11 protein-coding genes and 1 pseudogene are annotated in these 18,724 nt (G+C 67.8%); 3 read left to right on the top strand and 9 right to left on the bottom strand.

Features of this window, described 5'->3' with window-relative positions:
- Positions 1 to 23: 23 nt before the first annotated feature.
- The 3 genes from ACFYOP_RS19360 to ACFYOP_RS19350 all read right to left on the bottom strand — a co-directional run bounded on the left by ACFYOP_RS19360 (position 24) and on the right by ACFYOP_RS19350 (position 1,690).
- The gene (locus tag ACFYOP_RS19360; RefSeq protein WP_356894453.1) at positions 24 to 683 is read right to left on the bottom strand and encodes a DUF5063 domain-containing protein; all 660 of its coding nucleotides are present in this window, start codon (positions 681 to 683) and stop codon (positions 24 to 26) included.
- A complete protein-coding gene (recR, locus tag ACFYOP_RS19355) occupies positions 676 to 1,275 on the bottom strand; it encodes a recombination mediator RecR (RefSeq protein WP_356894451.1) in 600 nt (199 codons plus the stop codon). The genes ACFYOP_RS19360 and recR overlap by 8 nt, the downstream gene beginning before the upstream one ends.
- 79 nt (positions 1,276 to 1,354) lie before the next feature.
- Complete coding sequence (locus ACFYOP_RS19350; protein WP_356894449.1) at positions 1,355 to 1,690, bottom strand: YbaB/EbfC family nucleoid-associated protein; 336 nt, start codon at positions 1,688 to 1,690, stop codon at positions 1,355 to 1,357.
- A 405-nt stretch (positions 1,691 to 2,095) separates the two neighbouring features.
- Between ACFYOP_RS19350 and ACFYOP_RS19345 the strand changes: the two genes are divergently transcribed.
- The gene (locus tag ACFYOP_RS19345; protein WP_356894447.1) at positions 2,096 to 2,839 is read left to right on the top strand and encodes an SLATT domain-containing protein; all 744 of its coding nucleotides are present in this window, start codon (positions 2,096 to 2,098) and stop codon (positions 2,837 to 2,839) included.
- Positions 2,840 to 2,864: 25 nt separating this feature from the next.
- On the opposite strand, the gene ACFYOP_RS19340 is transcribed toward ACFYOP_RS19345, so the two are convergent.
- The 4 genes from ACFYOP_RS19340 to ACFYOP_RS19325 all read right to left on the bottom strand — a co-directional run bounded on the left by ACFYOP_RS19340 (position 2,865) and on the right by ACFYOP_RS19325 (position 5,761).
- Complete coding sequence (locus tag ACFYOP_RS19340) at positions 2,865 to 3,608, bottom strand: class I SAM-dependent methyltransferase (RefSeq protein ID WP_356894445.1); 744 nt, start codon at positions 3,606 to 3,608, stop codon at positions 2,865 to 2,867.
- Positions 3,605 to 3,907: a hypothetical protein gene (locus tag ACFYOP_RS19335; RefSeq protein WP_356894443.1), complete on the bottom strand. Its 303-nt coding sequence runs from the start codon at positions 3,905 to 3,907 to the stop codon at positions 3,605 to 3,607. Before ACFYOP_RS19335 ends, ACFYOP_RS19340 begins: the two co-directional genes overlap by 4 nt.
- Positions 3,908 to 3,993: 86 nt before the next feature.
- Positions 3,994 to 5,064 (bottom strand): asparagine synthase, encoded by a 1,071-nt coding sequence (locus tag ACFYOP_RS19330; RefSeq protein ID WP_356894441.1) that lies wholly within the window; start codon positions 5,062 to 5,064, stop codon positions 3,994 to 3,996.
- Positions 5,065 to 5,533: 469 nt separating this feature from the next.
- Positions 5,534 to 5,761 carry a hypothetical protein gene (locus ACFYOP_RS19325; RefSeq protein ID WP_356894439.1) on the bottom strand — a complete coding sequence of 76 codons (228 nt, stop codon included), beginning with the start codon at positions 5,759 to 5,761 and terminating at the stop codon, positions 5,534 to 5,536.
- Positions 5,762 to 6,195: 434 nt separating this feature from the next.
- Between ACFYOP_RS19325 and ACFYOP_RS19320 the strand changes: the two are divergent.
- Positions 6,196 to 7,251 (top strand): annotated as a pseudogene (locus ACFYOP_RS19320) (transcriptional regulator).
- A gap of 372 nt (positions 7,252 to 7,623) precedes the next feature.
- Here ACFYOP_RS19320 and ACFYOP_RS19315 read toward each other — a convergent pair.
- Together ACFYOP_RS19315 and ACFYOP_RS19310 are read right to left on the bottom strand one after the other, a co-directional pair.
- A complete protein-coding gene (locus ACFYOP_RS19315) occupies positions 7,624 to 8,133 on the bottom strand; it encodes a hypothetical protein (RefSeq protein ID WP_356894437.1) in 510 nt (169 codons plus the stop codon).
- A 121-nt stretch (positions 8,134 to 8,254) separates the two neighbouring features.
- Complete coding sequence (locus ACFYOP_RS19310) at positions 8,255 to 14,794, bottom strand: RHS repeat-associated core domain-containing protein (RefSeq protein ID WP_356894435.1); 6,540 nt, start codon at positions 14,792 to 14,794, stop codon at positions 8,255 to 8,257.
- Between the two features lie 780 nt (positions 14,795 to 15,574).
- Between ACFYOP_RS19310 and ACFYOP_RS19305 the strand changes: the two genes are divergently transcribed.
- Positions 15,575 to 18,646, top strand: coding sequence for a DNRLRE domain-containing protein (locus tag ACFYOP_RS19305; protein ID WP_356894433.1), 3,072 nt, complete (start codon positions 15,575 to 15,577; stop codon positions 18,644 to 18,646).
- Positions 18,647 to 18,724: the final 78 nt, after the last annotated feature.

The following is an 18,724-nucleotide window of genomic DNA, read 5'->3' as shown; positions in this document are numbered from 1 at the left end:
TGTACTACGGCCTCGTGGACAGCTCAGCGGGCCCGCCGCAGTCCCAGCGGCGCGGCGATCTCCTGGACCATGACCTTGCCGGCCTCCTCGGCCAGCGCGTCCTCCGTGACGTCCTCGTCGGTGTCGAGCCCGTCCAGCTCCGCGAGGGGCTGGTCGAGACGGACATGGGCGACCAGGGACTGGAGGGCGCGCAGGGTCGCGGAGGCGGTCGGGCCCCAGTTGGAGAAGTACGAGAACTGCCACCACCACAGCGCCTCGCTGATGCGGCCCGCCCGGTAGTGGGCGAGGCCGTGGCGCAGGTCCATGATGATGTCGGCGAGGCTGTCGGAGATCCGCGACGGCACGGGCGCCTTGCGGGGCTCGTACGGGTCGAAGACCTCGGAGAAGACGTCGATCGGCTCCAGCATGGTCGCGAAACGCATGCGCAGATCGTCGACGTCCAAGTCGGGGCCGGTGTCCGTTTCGTACCGCTCGTCCGGGACGATGTCCTCGTGCGCGCCGAGGCGGCCGCCGGTCAGCAGCAGCTGGGAGACCTCGAGCAGCAGGAACGGGACCGCGCTGTCGGGCTCGTCGCCCTTGGCGACCTCCGTGGTCGCGACGATGAAGGACTCGATCGAGTCGGCGATCTGGACCGCGAAGCTGTCGGGATCCTGTTCTACGGCGTGCAGCATGGCGTCAGACATCGAGCAGTCGTCTCCCCTCGAAGGCACGGCCGAGCGTGACCTCGTCGGCGTATTCCAAGTCTCCCCCTACAGGGAGTCCACTGGCCAGCCGCGTGACCTTCAAACCCATCGGTTTGATCATTCTCGCGAGGTACGTGGCCGTCGCCTCGCCCTCCAGATTGGGGTCCGTGGCCAGGATCAGCTCGGTGACCGTGCCGTCCGCGAGGCGGGTCAGCAGCTCGCGGATGCGCAGGTCGTCGGGGCCGACGCCCTCGATGGGGCTGATGGCACCGCCGAGGACGTGGTATCGGCCGCGGAACTCCCGGGTCCGCTCGATCGCGACGACGTCCTTCGGCTCCTCGACGACACAGATGACCGTCGGGTCCCGGCGGGCGTCGCGGCAGATGTTGCACTGCTCCTGCTGCGCGACGTTGCCGCACACCGCGCAGAAACGCACCTTGTCCTTGACTTCGAGCAGGGCGTGCGCGAGGCGGCGGACATCGGTCGGCTCGGTCTGGAGGATGTGGAAGGCGATCCGCTGCGCGCTCTTGGGACCGACGCCGGGCAGCCTGCCCAGTTCGTCGATGAGGTCCTGAACCACGCCTTCGTACAACGGAACGCCTCTCCTGGAGTGCTTGCTGCTTACGGTAGTTGCTGCCGGTTCCGCTCAGAAGGCCGACGGCGGTAGCGGATCAGAAGGGCATGCCCGGCATGCCGCCGAGGCCCTGCGCCAACGGCCCGAGCTTGTCCTGCTGGAGCTGCTGGGCGTTCTCGTTCGCGGCCTGCACCGCGGCGACGACGAGGTCCGCCAGGGTCTCGGTGTCCTCGGGGTCCACGGCCTTCGGATCGATGACCAGGCCCCGCAGTTCGCCGGAGCCCGTGACGGTCGCCTTCACGAGACCGCCGCCGGCCTGACCCTCGACCTCGGTCTGCGCAAGCTCCTCCTGGGCCTGCGCCAGGTCCTGCTGCATCTTCTGGGCCTGCTGGAGCAGCTGCTGCATGTTGGGCTGGCCACCACCGGGGATCACGGTCACTCCTGGCTACATCGACGACTGAACGCGCTGTACGTTTCGGTACTCCTTGAGCCTACGTGCTCACCCAGCCGACCGCCCCACCCTGCATCACCCCGCCTCGGGCAACTCTTTCGAGTGAGCGGTACGGGGCCGCTCGACGCTCCCATACCTGACCAGAACCCCCGTGCGGACGGAAATACCGGGATCCGCGACCCACAGCCCACCATTCGGCGGTATGAAGGGCCTGCGCCGCATCAGAACGAACGCGCGCCACGTACGTCACGCGGTGTAACGTCACCACCTTTTCAGCACCTTTTCGGACCTGATAGTCAGTCCCGGGCGTCAGCCCTGGTTGTCGGCCTGGGTCGTCAGTCCTGACCGTCAGCCCTGACCGTCAGCAGAGCGCAGAGGAGTGCACCGGTGAGCCAGCCGGAGATGCAGCCCGGGGGGCCGACCCGCGGGGAGGGTGGCGAGGCGCCGCCGAGTGACCTGACGGGACGGACGTTCCCCCTCGGGGACTGGGGCGAGCCCGCGGCCCGACTGGACGAGCTCTACCGCTGGGTCGAGGCCGACGCGCTGCGGACGGCGGACTGGTATCTGGCGGACCGGGTCCTCAAGCGCCGGGCCGCCCGCGCGCTGCGCCTCGGCACCGCCGCCGGCGCGCTCGCCGGGGCGGCCCTCCCGCTTCTGGACCTGACCCGGGCGATCCCCGGAGCCGCCCCCTGGGGCTACCTCTCCCTGCTGGCGGCCACCGCCTGCCTCGCCTGCGACCGGTACTTCGGCCTGACGGCCGGCTGGATGCGGGACGTGGCCACCGCGCAGGCGGTGCAGCGCCGCCTCCAGGCGCTGCAGTACGACTGGGCCTCGGAGAGCGTCCGCGAGGTCCTCGGCCCCACCGAGGGCACGGCGAGTGAGGCGGCCGAGCGCTGCCTGGGCGTGCTGCGCCGCTTCTCCGAGGACATCGCGGACCTGGTCCGGTCCGAGACCTCCGACTGGATGACCGACTTCCGCCCCGGTCCGGCCCCGCTGCGCCTCCCGTCCGCCCCCGGCCGCCCGGCCCCGGACCCGCACCCCGCCCCCGGCGTCATCCAGGGCCGCTTCCCCCTCCCCCCGACCACCCGCCCCAACATGCCGAGGCAGCGGCCCCCGGAGCCGCCGCGCTGAGCCCGCCCGGGGCCCGGGCCGGCCTTCAGTCGGCGTACCGGGCCACCGTCCAGGCCGTCGGCCCGGTGAGCCCTGTTCCTGTGCCGTCGGTCATCTCCAGGACCTCGAAGCCGGCGCCCTCCGCGTAGCGCTCCAGCTCGCGGGGGAACAGGACACGTCTGCGGATCTCGTCCCGGGCCTCGTCGCCGGAGGGGAGCACCCAGTGCCGGTGCGTGGTGTTGATCTGGGTCCGCAGCTCCCACTGATGTCGGACGGTGACCGTCGCGGATCCGCTCGGGGTGTTCACCGTGGCGACTGTCGGCTCGGTCCGGGTGATCGGGGCGACCGGTGAGCACAGCACGAGCAGCGCGCCCGGCCCGGCGTGGGCCGCGAAGGTGGCGAAGACCTGGCTGATCTCCTCGTTGTCGTGTACGTAGGCGAGGCTGTTGCCCATGCAGGTCACCACGTCCATGCGCGTGCCGAGTCGTGCGGTGCGCATGTCGCCGACACGGATGTCGAGCCCTGGCCGGGCCCGGTGGGCGTGGTCGACCAGACCGGGCTGGAGGTCCACTCCGATGCCCTCGAAGCGCTCGGCCAGCATCTCCAGGTCCCGGCCGGTACCGCAGCCGAAGTCGACCAGTGTCCGGGCGTCCGGCCGGTGCCGTCGGATCAGGCCCTGGCAGGTCTCGGCGCTCGCACGGTCTGCCTGGAGCACGTCGTAGAGCGCCGGATCGCGGTACAGGAGGTTGGTGGCTTCCACGTGCTCGGCTTCCGTGTTGAGGCTGGTCACATGAGGCTTCGCGGTCCGACCTCCAAGGCGAGCGCATCGCACAGCAGATCAGGAACGACCGGGGCGGCAGCGGCATCATCCCGCGCCTTGGCGAGAGCCTTCCCGTCAACGTAGCCGAGCTCCACCAGGACTGATTGCTTCAGCATGTCGTCCAGCACGGGCGGGCCGTAGAACCGCAGCCCTTTCTCCAGGACGGCCAGGAAGCTCTCCGACTCGGCCGACTCGGGCAGCCCGGCCCGTCTGATCCGCGCACGAAACAGCGCCTTGCCACGCTTGTGCTCGTGGGGTAACTGCTCCATGAACCGCACGATCCGCGGGTGTGCGAGCGGGCTCACCGGTTACACTCCGGCCCGGAGAAATCCGGGATTCTGCATCCCGAACGCCATCAGGGTCGGTACGGGCAGACCGGGATGGGCGCAAGGTGATCATTTACCTCGGCGAGCACTCGGACCGCCTTGCTGCCCAGCCACGGCAGGGATTGAGGAGTCGGCAGTCGGGCCTGCGTCCTGGAATGGTGGGCGTTGATCTCGTCGCCGCCGCTGCACGTGAACATGATCTCGCACCGCCAAGCGGCTGCCTCCTCTCGTACGACGTCGAACGCCTCCTGGTAGAAGGCTCCCGCCGGATCGTGTGGCTTGCACAGAGCGCGCACGCCTCCGGGACAGAATGGCGGATGCCGCATGGCGGGGATGGCCGTATCACGGAAGCCGCAGTACTCCACAAAAGCCCTGCGACGCTCACGCTGCTGCCTGCCGCTACTCCCTCCCACCAGCAAGCCGAAGCTGTGCACCTCGCGAAATCGGACCGCATTCACGGCCAGGGCGACGTTCCCGGAGTCAGCCCCGCCGGACAGTTCGACACCCACACATCCGGTTGCCGTCGGCACCTGGCGGATCACGTCGGTCAGCAACTCGTCCAGAGTGGCGAGTGGATCAACTCCAGGCCGGAGCGTACGCGGTTCAAGTACGTGCTCGGCAGGTTCTGGGTGGTGGAGCGTGAGCCCCGAGGGGGTGAACGTGGCCGATGCCCGCTCGGTGAGGCGGTAGACGCCTTCGAACAGCGTCTGGGACGTGTAGCGGTGCTGCCGCGTCAGCGTTCGGGCGACGACTCGCGGCACCAGGCGGTCGGCCCGCAGCTGCGGTCGCAGTGCCGACAGGTCCCATGAGGCATGCAACTCGCCGTCCTGCTCTGTCAGGTACAGCGGGGCTGTGCCGAAGGCGCCTGCCGCCAGGCGGGCTTGTCCCGGCTCCATGATGAGTTCGACGAAGTCGGCCTCATCCCGCTTGCACTCCTTCACCCGGACCCGGATACGAGGCGCCTGGTTGTCGTTGACCTCTATGACCAGCGTGGACACGTTCGCGGGCTCGATCCCGCTCTCACCGCTGATCCATCGGCCGCCTGCCGGCCTCCACTTGGGCTCATGGAGATCGTCCAGGCGCAGACGCATCGACAGCATGTCGTTCCCTTCCGAGGTCGTGCGACGGGGCGGCATCGCCTACGGCCCCGCCCCGCCTGGCGTAAGCCCTGGATCACTTGCTGCAGTGGTCGCCGTTGTTGTCGCCGCCGCCCGGCATCTTGTCGAGCAGCACGGCCTCGACGGCCGGGACGCCGGTGATCAGGTCGCCGGTGAACAGCTCGTCCACGTTCATCGTGTTCTCCCGTACGGTTTTCAGTGGACTCCGCGGCTGATGCTGCGGAGTTGGACCCGCCCGGCTGCCGGACCCTTGCGAAGAAGGCAGCCGGGCGGGATGCCCGCCGCTTACGATCGGCGGGCCCTCCCAGTCACAGGCGAGGAGCCTGGATTGCGCGACAGGGAAGGAGTCAGGTGGGTGTGGAGGCGGCGACGCCCAGGACGAAGCCGACCGATCCCGAGACAGTGATGAGGAGCGGTCCGGCGCAGCGGCCGACGGCAGCGGCCCACCGTTTCACAGTCGCTCTCCGCGGCTGCGTTCGTTGACCGCGCGTACGGCGGCGCTCAGCCTCGCTGCCTCGCCCTCGGGCGTGGTGCTGCGGTGCTGTGGGCAGCGGCACGTCGAGAACCGACTCGACCCCGGAGGCAGATCCGCGCCCTCGTAGGTGTCGATCCGCAACATCCCGTCCGTGCCCCGTTCCTCGGTCATCCGGGCCAGGCGGGCCCGCGCTTCGCTTCTCATCCATCAGTCCCTCAGACGACGGCTGCGGCGAGGTCTCGCCGTTCCCTGCTACCCCTACGCAACCGTGCAGCTACGCTCAGCGGTACTGTTGCGGCAGGGTCAGGACTTGAAAGCCTTGAAACTTCGCGCGGGCGCGGGGAGTTGAGGGCATGGCCAGGCGTGATCCGAATAGGGCGCTCGGGCAGCTGCTCGCTGAAAGCCGCTGGACTCACCGCCAGTTCGCGCGGTCGGTGAACCGTGTCGGCACCGAGACGGGGACGCCCCTGCGCTACGACGGGTCGGCGGTGAGCCACTGGCTGGGCGGCACCGTTCCCCGTAGCGCGGTGCGCGTGTGCATCCTTGAAGCTCTCTCTCGGCGCCTCGGCCGCCCCGTCACCCACGCCGAGGCCGGGTTGCCCGTCGCCCGCGGCCAGTTCCCCACGGCCGCAGATACCGTGGAAGGACTGATCGATCCGGGGAGGCATGACATGGACCCGTCCCGCCGCAGCGTCCCGGGAACCGGCCTGTTCTCCGTCGCCCTCACCATCCCCGGCTGGCCGGATGTCATCGGCCGTGCCGAAGCCGTCGAGTCCGGCCGCACCACCCGCATCGGAATGAACGAAGTGGACATGGTCATCGCCATGACCGAGCGCGTCTCAGAGCTGGACGACCAGTTCGGCGGCCCCCACGCACGCCCCATGGCGGCCTCGTTCATGGTCAACACCGTGGCCTCCTACCTGCGCGCCGACGCTCCCGAGGACGTACGGAAGGCAATGCTGTCCGCGGCTTCGGACCTCCTGTACCTGACCGGCTACATGGCCGTGGACGAAGGACTGCACGGCCTGGCACAGCGCTACTACGTCAAGGCGCTGGAGCTGGCGGGCGCGGCCGAGGACCACTTGACCTACTGCACCACCCTGCGTGGCATGAGCGTCCAAGCGGTCGACCTCCGCCACGGGGCGAAGGCCATGGAGTTGGCCGACGCCGCTGCCGCTGCCTCTCCGAAGGCCGGTCCCCGTATGCAGGCGTTCCTCGCGGGCCAGCAGGCACACGCCGCCGCGCAGATGGGGGACCGTACGGGCGCGCTGCGGTACATCCGCGAGGCTGAAGGGGCCATGGATCGCGCCGAGTCGCGCGGCAAGATCTTCGGCTCGTAGGATCCGTCGGCCCTCAACTACCACATCAGCCAGGTCCGTTACGAACTCGGTGACGTTTTCGGCGCCATCGAAGCCATGCAGGAGTCGGACAAGGTGCGCTACAGCGTCTACCGCCGCGCTCGCGTACGGCACCGCGCCACCCTGGCTGAGCGCCAACTGGAGATCGACCACCTGGAAGCCGCCTGCGCCACCTGGCACCAGGCACTCAACGACTACCCCATGGTGCAATCCGGCCGCGCCGACGACCGGATCAGAACCATGTTCAGCCTCCTGCGACCCCACCTGAAGAACGCCACCGCACGGGACCTTTACGACCGAGCGCGAACGATCGCGTCCCCGTCCCTTGCCGGCTGACCTGTCCCGACGTGGCCCTCAGCCACAAGAGATCAGCCATGACGGCGGGTGCGTCGAAGGAAGACCCCCACTTTGCGTTTCCAGCATCCCCGCTTCGGCCTCAGCCACGCCGTCTCATTCCGTTACAGCCTCCACCCGGGTCGCGGAGGCCACCGGGCGCACGATCACCTACGTCCGTGACGACGTGTGCACGCGCGCTGCCGATGCCCGCGAGCCAGCGCAGAGACTTTCAGTCGGCTCTCCCCTCCTGGCCAGCGGTCATCGATGTCGGACCCGGAAGTGATCACCGAGTATGGAGTGCTGCCCCGGTTCACCAATCAACATGAAGCGTTACTTCAACTTGAACCCTGCTCAATGCGTGCGGCTCCGCTCTCACGCATGGTCGGGGTTGATTAGTTCCTGGGGCAGCAGATCCGAGAAGTACGCACGTGAAAGGCTCACCCACTCGTCCTCGCCAAGGATTTCCAGAATTTCAAACGCATAGGAAGCGCAGGCTGCCGATCGACCTGAGGAAATCTCCTCCAGAAACAGCCAGGCACCACGGACGATCACCTCCTGGCATCGACCGACCAAGTCGTCGGAGTCACCTCCAGACAGGTACATCAGTGATTCCAGAAGAACTTGCCTGGCTTCCCCCGACGGGTAGACGGGCAAGGCCGACATGAGGATCTGCGCTACAGCAGGCGCAGACTCCTCCATGAAGGACTGAATGAGCACGTGCCCTTCCATCCAGTCCTTCTCGACCAGGCTTCCGGGGGCGCGATCCAGGGATTCGAAGAGCTCGTCGATTACATGGCGAGAATTCCTGCCGCACACACACCGAACCTCCGAGATGCCACTGCACTCGATTACCGCTTGCAGCAGCCGTCGTTCATGTTTCATCGCGACAAACCATTTCTCTGGTCAGCAGTCACTCAACTGCACGATGCGCACATATACACCGCGCCCGGGTCGCAGGTGCTTACTGCCCACCCCAGTACGGAATCCTACAGAACACATACCACTACCATGGACCGTGGGAACCCCAGGGCCCCTCCTTATCCCAAGTAATACCTTCTTCAAAGAAGTGGGCGTTGGGATAGTCCACCTGGCATTTTACGCAGACGTCCTTCACCTCGGCTCTACGTGCTCCCGCACTACCGACAACATGGTAGGCGGTGGTGAAGACAACTCTCGAAGCATCACCACCCAGGGCCCAAACAACATTCCCCTCGGCGCAATATCCACAGCCGGGAGCACGTCCGCCGGAGCTAGCTAGGGCGATCTCACCCGTGTCGATATTATATCCGCCGACGTAACTCCGGCTCGCTGTACTAGCCGTTCGGTTCTTGAGGGCAAATTCGGGAACCATCGACGATGCCTGCCGTAGCTGCTCTGCATCGGTCCACCCTTGAGGAGCTCTATGGACTTCCACAACCGGGGAGACTTTCTTCGACCCAATACCGCGGGGAGTCGGCGTAACTCGGGGTAGACCAGCCCGCGCATTCCTAATAGAACCTGAAGCAGCTGCCCGTGCCGTACTGGCGGCGGCCTTTGACGTTCCATTCGCCGTTGCGTGAGCCAGGGCCGTCGACGCCTTCGCCGCCATTCCTGCCCCCGGAAGGAGCGGCATAGCAAATTTCGCTGCCTTGTACCCCAACTTGTAGGCAAGGCTTGACGACGGTTTGCCAGCGAAATTCTTAACCCACACCGTGCCGTTGACGTGACCTGCTTTGTTTTCGCGCTCCGCCTTCATCCGTTTGGCTTTGGTGTGGTTACCAGTGACCCGATTCCAGCCTTCGCCCACCTCGGAGAACCAGTCAACGGCGCCGTGCCAGGCGCCCTTGGCAGCGTCCTTGGCGCTGTCCCAAAAGCTCCACAGACCCGTCGGGTCCGACAGCATCACCGGGTTGCCGTTGGCGTAGGTGTAGCCGTTCATCTGGAGGGGGTCGGTGATGTCGATGAGCGGGTCGACCGAGAGGAAGCGGCCTGTGGTGGCATCGTATTCGCGGGCGCCGATGTGGGTGAGGCCCGTCGTCGGGTCGTCGATGCCGGTGCCGACGAAGGTGTGGCGGCCCGGCCAAGCCGCGGGCTCGGTGCCGCGCGGGTTGCCGTACGGGTCGTAGCGGCGGCGGGTGATCGTCTGGCCGGCGGCCATCTCGACCGACGCCGTCGCCGTGTTGTGGTGGTCGCTCAACAGGACCGTCAGCTTGTGGCCGGTGGTCTTACCGCCTGTGGAGCGGACGGTCGTCGGCGCGCCGGGGTGGGAGTAGTAGCGCTGGGCGTCGACGGCCGCGCCGGCCAGGTTGACCGTGATCTCGGCTTCACCGAGGAAGAGGGTCCGGGTGGTGCCGTTGTCCTCGATCAGGCGGGCGCCGGACGCGTCGTAGAGGTACGAGACGTTCGCCGTGCCGTTGTTGTCGGTGTCGACCGAGGTCAGCTTGTTCCGCCGGTCCCACGCGAGCTTCTGGGTGTCGCCGTTCAGTACCCGCGTGACGGTGTTGCCCGACGTGTCGTACGTGTACGTCGACTGCGACGTGACCTCCGAGCCGGTCGCCCGTTCGGTCATCACCGTCTTGGTCAGCGTGTGCGGCTGTGTGACGGCCGCCGGCTGGGCACCCGGAATCGGGGTGCCGTAGGTGTAGTTGTGCTCGTCGTCCAGGTCCGCGCCGGCAAGGTCACGAACCGTCATCTGGGTGCGGTTGCCGATGGCGTCGAACCGGTACGAGTGCCAGTAGCCGGATCCGTCGGGGCCGGAGGCGACCTGGCTGCGGTCGGGGGTGCTCTGGCAGGCGTCGACGTCCGTCCATGCCTCGACGAGCCGGCCCATCGGGTCGTACGCGAAGCACTGGCGGTCGGCACCGGTGCCCGAGCCGGTGTCGGTGAGGGAGGTGATGTTCCCGACCGTGTCGTAGCCGTAGGCCAGGGACGAGACCAGATTCTGCGTCTGGGTCTCGCGGTGCGCGCTCGCGGTCTTCACCCGGCCGGTGTTCTGGTCGAACTCGTTGGTCGTCCAGACCCGGTGCGGCGCCTGGCCGGAGGCGGTGCGCAGCACCTCGCCGAACTGGCTGTAGATCGTGTCACCCGTGTACCAGGACAGGCCCGATGTCGTGATCGGAGAGCCCTCGCCGTTGTAGCGGGTGATCACCTTCTCGGACGCCAGGCCGCCGGGAGTGGCCGGCAGCTGGACGGACTGGACCTTGCCCGTCTCGGTGTAGGAGGTGGCGTAGGCGTAGGTGCCGGCGAGGCCCTTGGTGCGGGCTGTCTCCGGGATGGTGACCTTGGTGCCGGTGGGGCGGTATTCCTGGTCGTAGCCCGTGACCTCGCTGGTGAACGCCGCACCGCCGTTGTACCGGGTGGCGGCGACGGCCAGGCCCTTGGCACCCGGCAGCGAGTCGAACGTCCACTTGGCGACGAGCGGGCCCGTGGCGGAGTCGTCGCGCAGCTCCGTCGCCCGGCCCAGCACGTCATAGGCCGTGTACTGCTTGCGGCCCTGGCCGTCCTGGGACCAGACCTGCTGGTCGAGCGAGTTGTAGCCGAAGTGGGCCGCGCCCATGTCCGGGTCGGTGGAGCCGGTCAGACGGCCGCGGAAGTCATAGGTGTAGGTCAACGCGTTGCCGTGCGCGTCCGTGACCCGTGACAGCTTGCCACGTGCGTTGTAGGTGTAGGACGTGTCGATCGGAACGGTCAGGTCATGGGCGGTGTAGTGCTGAACCAGGGACGTGCGGCCCAGCGTGTCCGTCCAGGTCTTCACCGCGCGGCTACCCGGCTTCGGCGTCAGGCCGTCGGCGGACATGCCGGTACGGGTCAGCGTCCAGTCGCCCTCGTAGCGGGCGATGGCCGAGTGCTGGGGCAGGTCCTCGTGGAGCGTCGTCGTGCGGATCGGCCGGCCGAGGCCGTCGTACGCGGTCTTCGTCGAGTTCGGCACCTCAAAGACGGTCTCCGGTATGAACGGCTCCGGTGTCGGCTCGTCCTTCACGTAGTAGCCGTTGTTGGTCTGCCGTACCGTGCCGTTCGCGTTGTGCATGGTGTCCGTGACGATCGAGCCGCCGCCGAGCGCCTCGGACTGCGTCTGCCGCGGGCGCAGCAGGCCGTCGTAGAGGGTGATCGAGTCCTCGTAGGTGCCGTTGTCGCGGAGGACACGGGTCGTGACGGCCGGGTGGTCGTCGGCGGCCATCTGGTACTCAAAGAGGGCCGACGCCTTGTCCGTCCCCTGTGTGCGCGACGGGGACCATACGGCCGTGATCCGGCCGAGTTCGTCGTACGTACTGGTCGTCTTGCGGCCGTTCGGGTCGACGGTTGAAAGTACCGTGCCGCGCGCCGGATCCAGTTCGGAGGTCGCGGAGTGCCCGGCGGCGTTGGTGGCCGTCACCTTGAATGCCGGGCCGGTGGCGGGGCTGTACGCCGTAGTGCTGGAGTTCCCTGCGGCGTCCGTGACCTTGGTGGGGCGGCCCAGGGCGTCGTACGTCGTCCGGGTCGAGGTGACCCAGCCCGAGCCGTCGCCCTGGATGGTGTCGACCTGGAAGGGCAGGCCCTTCGTCGGCTGCTGCCCGAAGGCCGCCAGGGCGTCGAACGAGGTGCGGGTGTCGTCCAGGACCTGGTCGCCGGTGGCCGTGGCGGCCTGTGCGCAGGTTCCGACGGTGGTGCGAACCCGCTGCGGCAGGCCGATGAGGTGCGTGCCGGTGTTGTGGACGTACGAGGTGGTCGTGCACGTCTCGTCGCCGGTCCGCCAGGTGTCGGCGCCGTCGGGGGTGAGAGTGTGCCGGTAGACGTTCAGCGGGAGGCCGTATGCGGAGTCGTACGTCGTCTGTGTGCGCACCGTGCGGGTGCGACCGGCGCTGACCGTCTCCACCGCATCGGTGCGGACAGTGGCGGTGCGGTACGCCTCCAGCGGCGTCAGTCCGTACTGGGTGCGGTCCCGTGAGGCCGTCTTGACGGCCGTCGGCCAGTGCACCTCGCGCGAGACGACGCTGCCGCCTGCTTTGTTGTACGTGATGGTCTCGGCGACCCGGCCCTGGTAGGCGCGCAGGTCCTCGGCCAGTGTCTCCTGGCCCGTCGAGTCCTTGACGGTGACCGCGGGTCGGCCCGCGTCCTTCGACATGCCGCGGAAGTAGCGCGTACGGGTCTGGGACTGCTCCGTCGCCTCCGGCCCACCGGCGTTGGCGGTGACGCCCCGCTTCACGGTCACGTCGGCGTAGCCGCGCCATTCGCTGTAGGTGCGCAGGGCAGGCTTGACGAACTCGTCGGTGCTCTTGGCCCAGGCGGCGTCGTCCTGACCGTTTCCGTAGGTGTAGGTCGTGACGACGTCCGGCTGGCGTGAGACACGGTCCTTCTCGACGACCCGGTCCACGACGTACTTGTTGAACCACTCCGTGTTCAGCTTCTCCACGCCCGGGTCGGGCGACCAGTGGACGGGGAAGCAGCGGCTCTTGTTCGCCTCAGGGGCGGGATGGGTGGTACCGACAGGGCAGGGGGCGGAGTAGTCGACGTATATCTCCCCGCCCGTCTCCGTCCGGATGGTCTCGATACGCGGGCGGTCGAAGTCGGGTGTGGTGTCGCCGGCGCCTCTGGAGACCCGGTTCGGCATGTCGACCTGGTTCTGGATGAAGGTGACCGGCGGCAGGCTGTCACCGATCTGGTCGCCTTCCGCGTTCGTCTTCGTGCCGTAACCGGTGCGGCTGACCGAGTCCAGCCACAGGGGCGGGTGGATGTCAGTGCGCTGGTAGGGGAAGGAATGCGTCAGGTCCCAACGGTCGACTTTCGACAGGGCGGTGGAACCAGGGGTCCGCTGGCCGTATGTGGTGACCGCCTTCAGCAGCATGCGCGTCCAGAACGTCGGTGAGGAGACGTAGCAGTTCTCCGCAGACGCCTTGCAGTGCAGTGTGGACGGGGTGTCCCACCAGGGCTGCTTGTCCTCGTAGTTCGTCGACTCGAACTCCGTGTCGGAGCAGGTGACGACTCCCTCTTTCTTGCACCGCTCGTCGACCGAGAAGACGACCTTGCCGGCCGGGGCCCCGGCCAGGTTGTCGGCGCGCAGTCCGTAGAGGATCTGCGTCGGGTGACCGCCGCGGACGTAGGAGACGTGGTCCTTGAACTTCTCGTTCTTCGCGTAGTGGTTGGTCTCCTGCTTCCAGTCGATGACCATCGCGTTGCCGTGTACGTCCTCGACATAGTCGAGGTTCCAGCGCCACGCCTGGTCGCACGACGAGGACGCGTACGAGGTCGCATGGCACGGCTCGCCCGCGTGGTTGCCGAAGACGGGGACGGTGAAGACGGAGTTGGTCGCGGAGCGCCCGGTCAGAGTGTTCTTGCCGAACCAGTAACGCGTGCCGTCACGGCTGGTGACCACCCAGTACTCGCCGTCGTACTTGCCGGTCTGGCCGGTCTTGGCCGAGCCGGTGCTGCTCAGGTACGTGACCTTGGAGCCGTCGTCGTTGGCCGGTACCCACTTGCCGGAGTCGTCGTGCACCAGCTTGGTTGTGGAGCCGCCCAGGGACAGTGAGACGCTGTCGTCGGCCCAGCACAGGTCGGACTTCTTCTTGTCGGCGGTGGTGTCGTTGTTCGGTGCGGCACCCGCGACCTTGTCGCGGTCGTCCGAGCAGCCGCGGTATCGGCGCTCGATGAAGCCGGGGTGGTAGTCCCAGCCGTCACCGACCCAGGAAGCCTGGCCGTTGGCCACGGACGTCCGGCCGTCCACGGCCTGGGACGAATAGTTGAGAGCGATCTTCGGCGCGGGCCCGGCCGCTGGTGCCGGAACGGCGAGCGGGTAGGACCAGGAGAAGCCGCCGCTGTTGCCGCCGGCGGACCAGCTGCCGCTCGGCGAGAGCGGTGTGGCCTTGTACGTACCGCCGGCGCCCGCGCCGGAGTCGGTGGCGGCAAGGACCACAGGGCCCCCGCCCGCCTGCGTGGAAAGGCCGGCCGCCTGGCTCGCCGCGGGGTCGATCGTGGCCCGTACGGTGTCGGCCGCCGGGTCGTTCTGGCTCGGCACGTCGACGGATGCGGTGCATTCCGGCAGCTCCGGAGTGGTCAGGAAGCACTCAGGCAGCTGGGTGAGCTTGAGCCGGGAGGACCACTCGGTGCCGTACAGGTCGCCGAACTGCGCGTAGTCCAACTCGACGTCCACAGGAGTGGAGCCCGTGCTCGGCGGTGTCACCTTGATGATCGCGCCATCGACGTCCACCGCCTGGGTGACCGTTCTGGACTCGACGGCGACGTCCCACGTGCCTGTCGGCGCGGGCGGATTCGGTTCGTCAGCCGTAGGCGACGCCTTGCCGATGCTCACCGGCAGGTCTTCGACCGGGACGAGCGCGTCACCGGAGCCGTCGAGAGTGACGCTGCCGGTGTCGGCGGCCGGGGGCGTCACGTCGGTCGGGACGTACTCGCGCGGGGGCTCGGCCGACGCACCCAGCCATGTGCTCAGCTCCGCCATCTTGACTTCGTCCGGCGGAGCGGGCTGCTCCTGCTGAAGGCCGGGGAGTGCGATGCCGTTGCGGGGGTCGGCGGGCGGGACGGCCCATGCCTGTACGGGGAGGAGCGTCGCGACCAGAAGGGCCGACACAGCCACACCCGTGCTCCGGAAGGGAAGCAACGGACGACGACGCATTCGACTGCCGACGCGCGCCATGACACGTGCCGGCAGGAACGAGCGCCGGCTTCCGGGCAGGCGGAACGGTCGTCCTGAAACGGACGGCGACATGGAACCCCCACATCCGCTGCCGCCGGCCGGAACGCGGAGTGCGGCCAACGCAGGGAAATCGACAAATAGTCCGGCGATTGTGCACGTGCGCTGCACAGTAAATCCACAACTGCCGAATCTGTGTGACATCAATCACCATGGCCAATCAATACAGATGAGGGCCAAGGGAATTGATTGGCCATCACCTGCCATCAGCGGAAGAGCGATACGTAAGCCGAAGAACGCGACCTTCCGGGAAGGTCCTGCGATATGCCTCGCATCAGGGGTCGGTATGGCCACCAATTTCCTGATTCACGACCGGGGAGCCAGTGCCGAGCGCCACACAGGCGGTGCATTCGACCACTTCAGGGACGCAGCGAGGCTGTCAGCGGTTCCGGGGGCACCGATACAGGGGCTTCGTGACGAAGACGTGAAGATGGTTCATGCTCTGCACGCGCGCTCTTGCGCTCAGCGGAAATTCCGAGGGCAGCTCAGCATCCAGGCGCTCACGGGGGAAAGGACGAGATGGACGCCTCGAAAACGTCACGGAAGACGGAGAACCTGCCACCGGAGAAAGGCATTGCCCGGACTCAACTCCCGTTGCGGCACAGGCTTTTCAAGGGCATCGGCCGACGTCGGCGAATAGTCGGCACAGCTGCCCTGCTCGCCATGGCGCTTGCCGTGCCCGTGGGCGTGCATCTGGTCGACGACCACGGCTCCCGGTCGGCACCCGAGGCCGATCGCAAGAGCGGACCTGTGGAGGCCGCCGAGGCTCTCCGGCAAGCCGCACGGTCCGGCAAGGACGTCCAAGTCACCGCCTGGCACACCGCCAATTCGACCACCTGGGCTCAGCCGGACGGCAACCTGCGGACGCGGACGTACAGCGACACGATCCGGGCTCACGTGGGCAACGAGTGGAGGAAGGTCGACACGACGCTGCGTCGGGTCGACGGTGGCTACGCCCCCAAGGCTGTCAACGACCCGCTGCTCTTCAGCGCCGGCGGAGGGCAGGAGGACTCCCGCGCATCCCGCGCCCTGAGCCGACCTCGACTGGCCGCCGTCTCTGCCGCATCGGCAGCGGATGAGGAATGGACCCAACTGGTACGTCTCACCACCGGAGGTCACGACCTGGTGGTGAGCTGGCCAGGTCCTCTCCCGGCCCCCGTCGTCGACGGCCCCCGCGCGCTCTACGAGAACGTGCGCCCGGACATCGACCTTCTGCTCACGGCTCGTGACAGCGGCTTCAGCCATGTGCTGATCGTCCACACCCGTGAGGCCGCCGAGGACCCGCTGCTTTCGCAGCTCCACTACCTGCTGGAGTCCGCGAGCCTGAAGTTCGAGCTCGACGAACCGTCGAGCACTGTGAGTGCCAAGGACGGCGACGGTACGGAGATGGCGGCATCGCCGACTCCTTACATGTGGGACTCCTCCGGAAAGCCTGCGGTGACGATCGGCGAGTCCACGCCTGCCCCGGATCCCGCGGTCACCCACCCTGCCTTGGCCCTCCCCGGACTGGCCGGCCCCCAGCCCGGAACGCATGCCAGCCCCCTGGACGCGGACCTCTCCACCGACGGCAGACTCGCCGTCAACGTGGACAAGAAGGCCCTCGGCGACCCGGACATGGTCTACCCCGTGTTCATCGACCCGTCCTTCAAGGGACGCAAGAAGAACTGGACACTGCTCTACGAGTCCGCGCGCAACTCCAGCTTCTGGAACGGCCAGAACTTCAACGACGGGACAAACGAGGCACGCGTCGGCTTCGAGACGACGACGGACGGCCTGTCCCGCTCCCTGTTCACGTTCGAGTTCAGCTCCGCACTGCACGGGGCCAGCATCAAGTCCGCCACCTTCCGCGCCCTGCAGACATACTCATGGGGCTGCGCTGCCCGTCAGTACCACCTCTACCTCACGGGCGTGATCTCCAGCTCCACGACCTGGGCCAACCAACCGGGAGAGATCGAGCGTCTGTCCAGTGGCACCAACGGGCACGGCTACAAGTCCGGAAGCTGTCCCGACGCCTGGGTCGCCCACAACGTCAAGTCCGCCGCCGACAGGGGCTCACGGGACCGTTTGTCGACGCTCACCATGGGGCTGAAGGCCGCGAACGAGAGCGACACCAATGCATGGAAGAAGTTCCTCGCGAACGGCGAGAGCTCGCCCTACATCGAGATCGTTTACAACCGCCCGCCGGGTCAGCCGACGGCGCAGAGCATGACGCCGGGGCCGGACTGTGACGTCGTCTCTCCCTACGAGCGCGTCGGCAAGTCCGGGCTGACGTTCCGTGCCAAGGGTTCCGACCCGGACGGCAATCTGAGGTACCTGCACTTCCGGCTGTGGCGCACCGGTGAAACCACCAAGCTCGTCGACAAGAACGTGGCCACCGACAGCACCGGATACGCCCACCATTACGTCGAGTGGACCAGTCTCGTCCACGGCGCCACCTACTCGTGGGACGTACGGTCGGTGGACACCGAGGGCGCGGTTTCCACCTTCGCGCCGGACGGAACCCTGCCCTGCCGCTTCATCGTCGATCTCGAGGCACCCGAAGCTCCTACCGTCACCTCGGACGACTTCCCGGAGGCGGACGCCACGGACAGCAACTGGCCGGACATCCGCTTCGGAGGGTCGGGCACCTTCACTCTCGCCGGCGCGACCGGTGCGGCAAAGTTCGAGTACGGGGTGAACGACACCCGTCTTCCCTCCACTGTCACCGCGACGAGCGGCGGAGCCGTGATCACCGTACGGCCGCCGCAGGCCGGGCCGAACGTGCTGTACGTCCAGTCCGTCGACACGGCGGGCAACCCGTCGGCTCGCATGTCGTACCACTTCTCCGTCGCGCCGCGCACAGAACCGGACGCCCCCGGCGACACCTCGGGGGACGGTCATCCCGACCTCCTCGTGATCGAGGAATCGGGCCGGCTCAAGGCGTACCCGAGCAACGGCACGGGAGATATCCACGACGGCATGACGGCGTCCTACGACACGGGCTCCGGTACACCCGAGGCCGTGGCCGACAGCTACTGGAAGGGCGCCCTGATCACGCACAACGGGGACTGGTTCCACGGAGACGGCGTGCAGGACCTCGTCGCGCGGATGCCCGACGGCGAGCTCTACATCTACCCCGGCGACGGTTTCAGCGGCTTCGACGTGGCGCAGCGGCAACGTGTCCTGCTGCCGCCGAACGCGCCGACGTCCGACAAGCTGACGCAGATCCTCTCCATCGGGGACGGCGACGGCGACGGACTGCCGGACCTGTTCGCCCGCTACGGCCCACAGCTGTGGATCATCTCCGGATACAGCGGCGGCAGCTTCGCCTCCGCACACCAGATGACCGCGTCCGCGTGGGACGGGCGGGACATCGTCCTCGTCGACGACGTCACCGGCGACGGCACGGCCGATCTCGTGTTCCGTACCCACGGCACCGGCCGACTGCTGCTGCGCGAAGGCAAGCCGGACGCTGACGGCACGGGGACCGATCTGCTCTCCCTCGGACTCGCCGGCACGTCCCGTACCGGCACCGACGCCGAGTACGCCACGGGCTGGTCACCGACTGTCAGACCGCTGCTCATGGGTACACCGGACACGAACGGCGACTCCGTGCCGGACATCTGGGCGATGGCGGCGTCCAACGGAGACGTGCACGTCTACCACGGCAGCCGCAGCGCCGCTGGAACCCCACGGCTCGTGATGGATGCCGACGCGGAAGGCACACCTTGGATGCACCCCAGCGCCTTCGGGTGACAGCGGGGGTACGCGGGCCGGCGCCGTCGGGGACACGATTCCCGGCGGCGCCGGCCCCGTTGCGCGGCTCCGCCGGCC

This window comes from Streptomyces sp. NPDC006294 (genome assembly GCF_042870895.1).
Lineage (GTDB): Bacteria > Actinomycetota > Actinomycetes > Streptomycetales > Streptomycetaceae > Streptomyces.
The sequence above is the reverse complement of the archived record's forward strand: the minus strand, read 5'-3'. Positions and strand labels throughout refer to the sequence as shown.

Excerpts from the sequence above, each read along its gene's own strand:
- ACFYOP_RS19335 (WP_356894443.1), bottom strand. The coding sequence starts at position 3,907 with ATGGAGCAGTTACCCCACGAGCACAAGCGTGGCAAGGCGCTGTTTCGT.
- ACFYOP_RS19315 (WP_356894437.1), bottom strand. The coding sequence starts at position 8,133 with ATGAAACATGAACGACGGCTGCTGCAAGCGGTAATCGAGTGCAGTGGC.
- ACFYOP_RS19305 (WP_356894433.1), top strand. The coding sequence starts at position 15,575 with ATGGCGCTTGCCGTGCCCGTGGGCGTGCATCTGGTCGACGACCACGGC.
- ACFYOP_RS19360 (WP_356894453.1), bottom strand. The coding sequence starts at position 683 with ATGTCTGACGCCATGCTGCACGCCGTAGAACAGGATCCCGACAGCTTC.
- ACFYOP_RS19325 (WP_356894439.1), bottom strand. The coding sequence starts at position 5,761 with ATGAGAAGCGAAGCGCGGGCCCGCCTGGCCCGGATGACCGAGGAACGG.
- ACFYOP_RS19330 (WP_356894441.1), bottom strand. The coding sequence starts at position 5,064 with ATGCTGTCGATGCGTCTGCGCCTGGACGATCTCCATGAGCCCAAGTGG.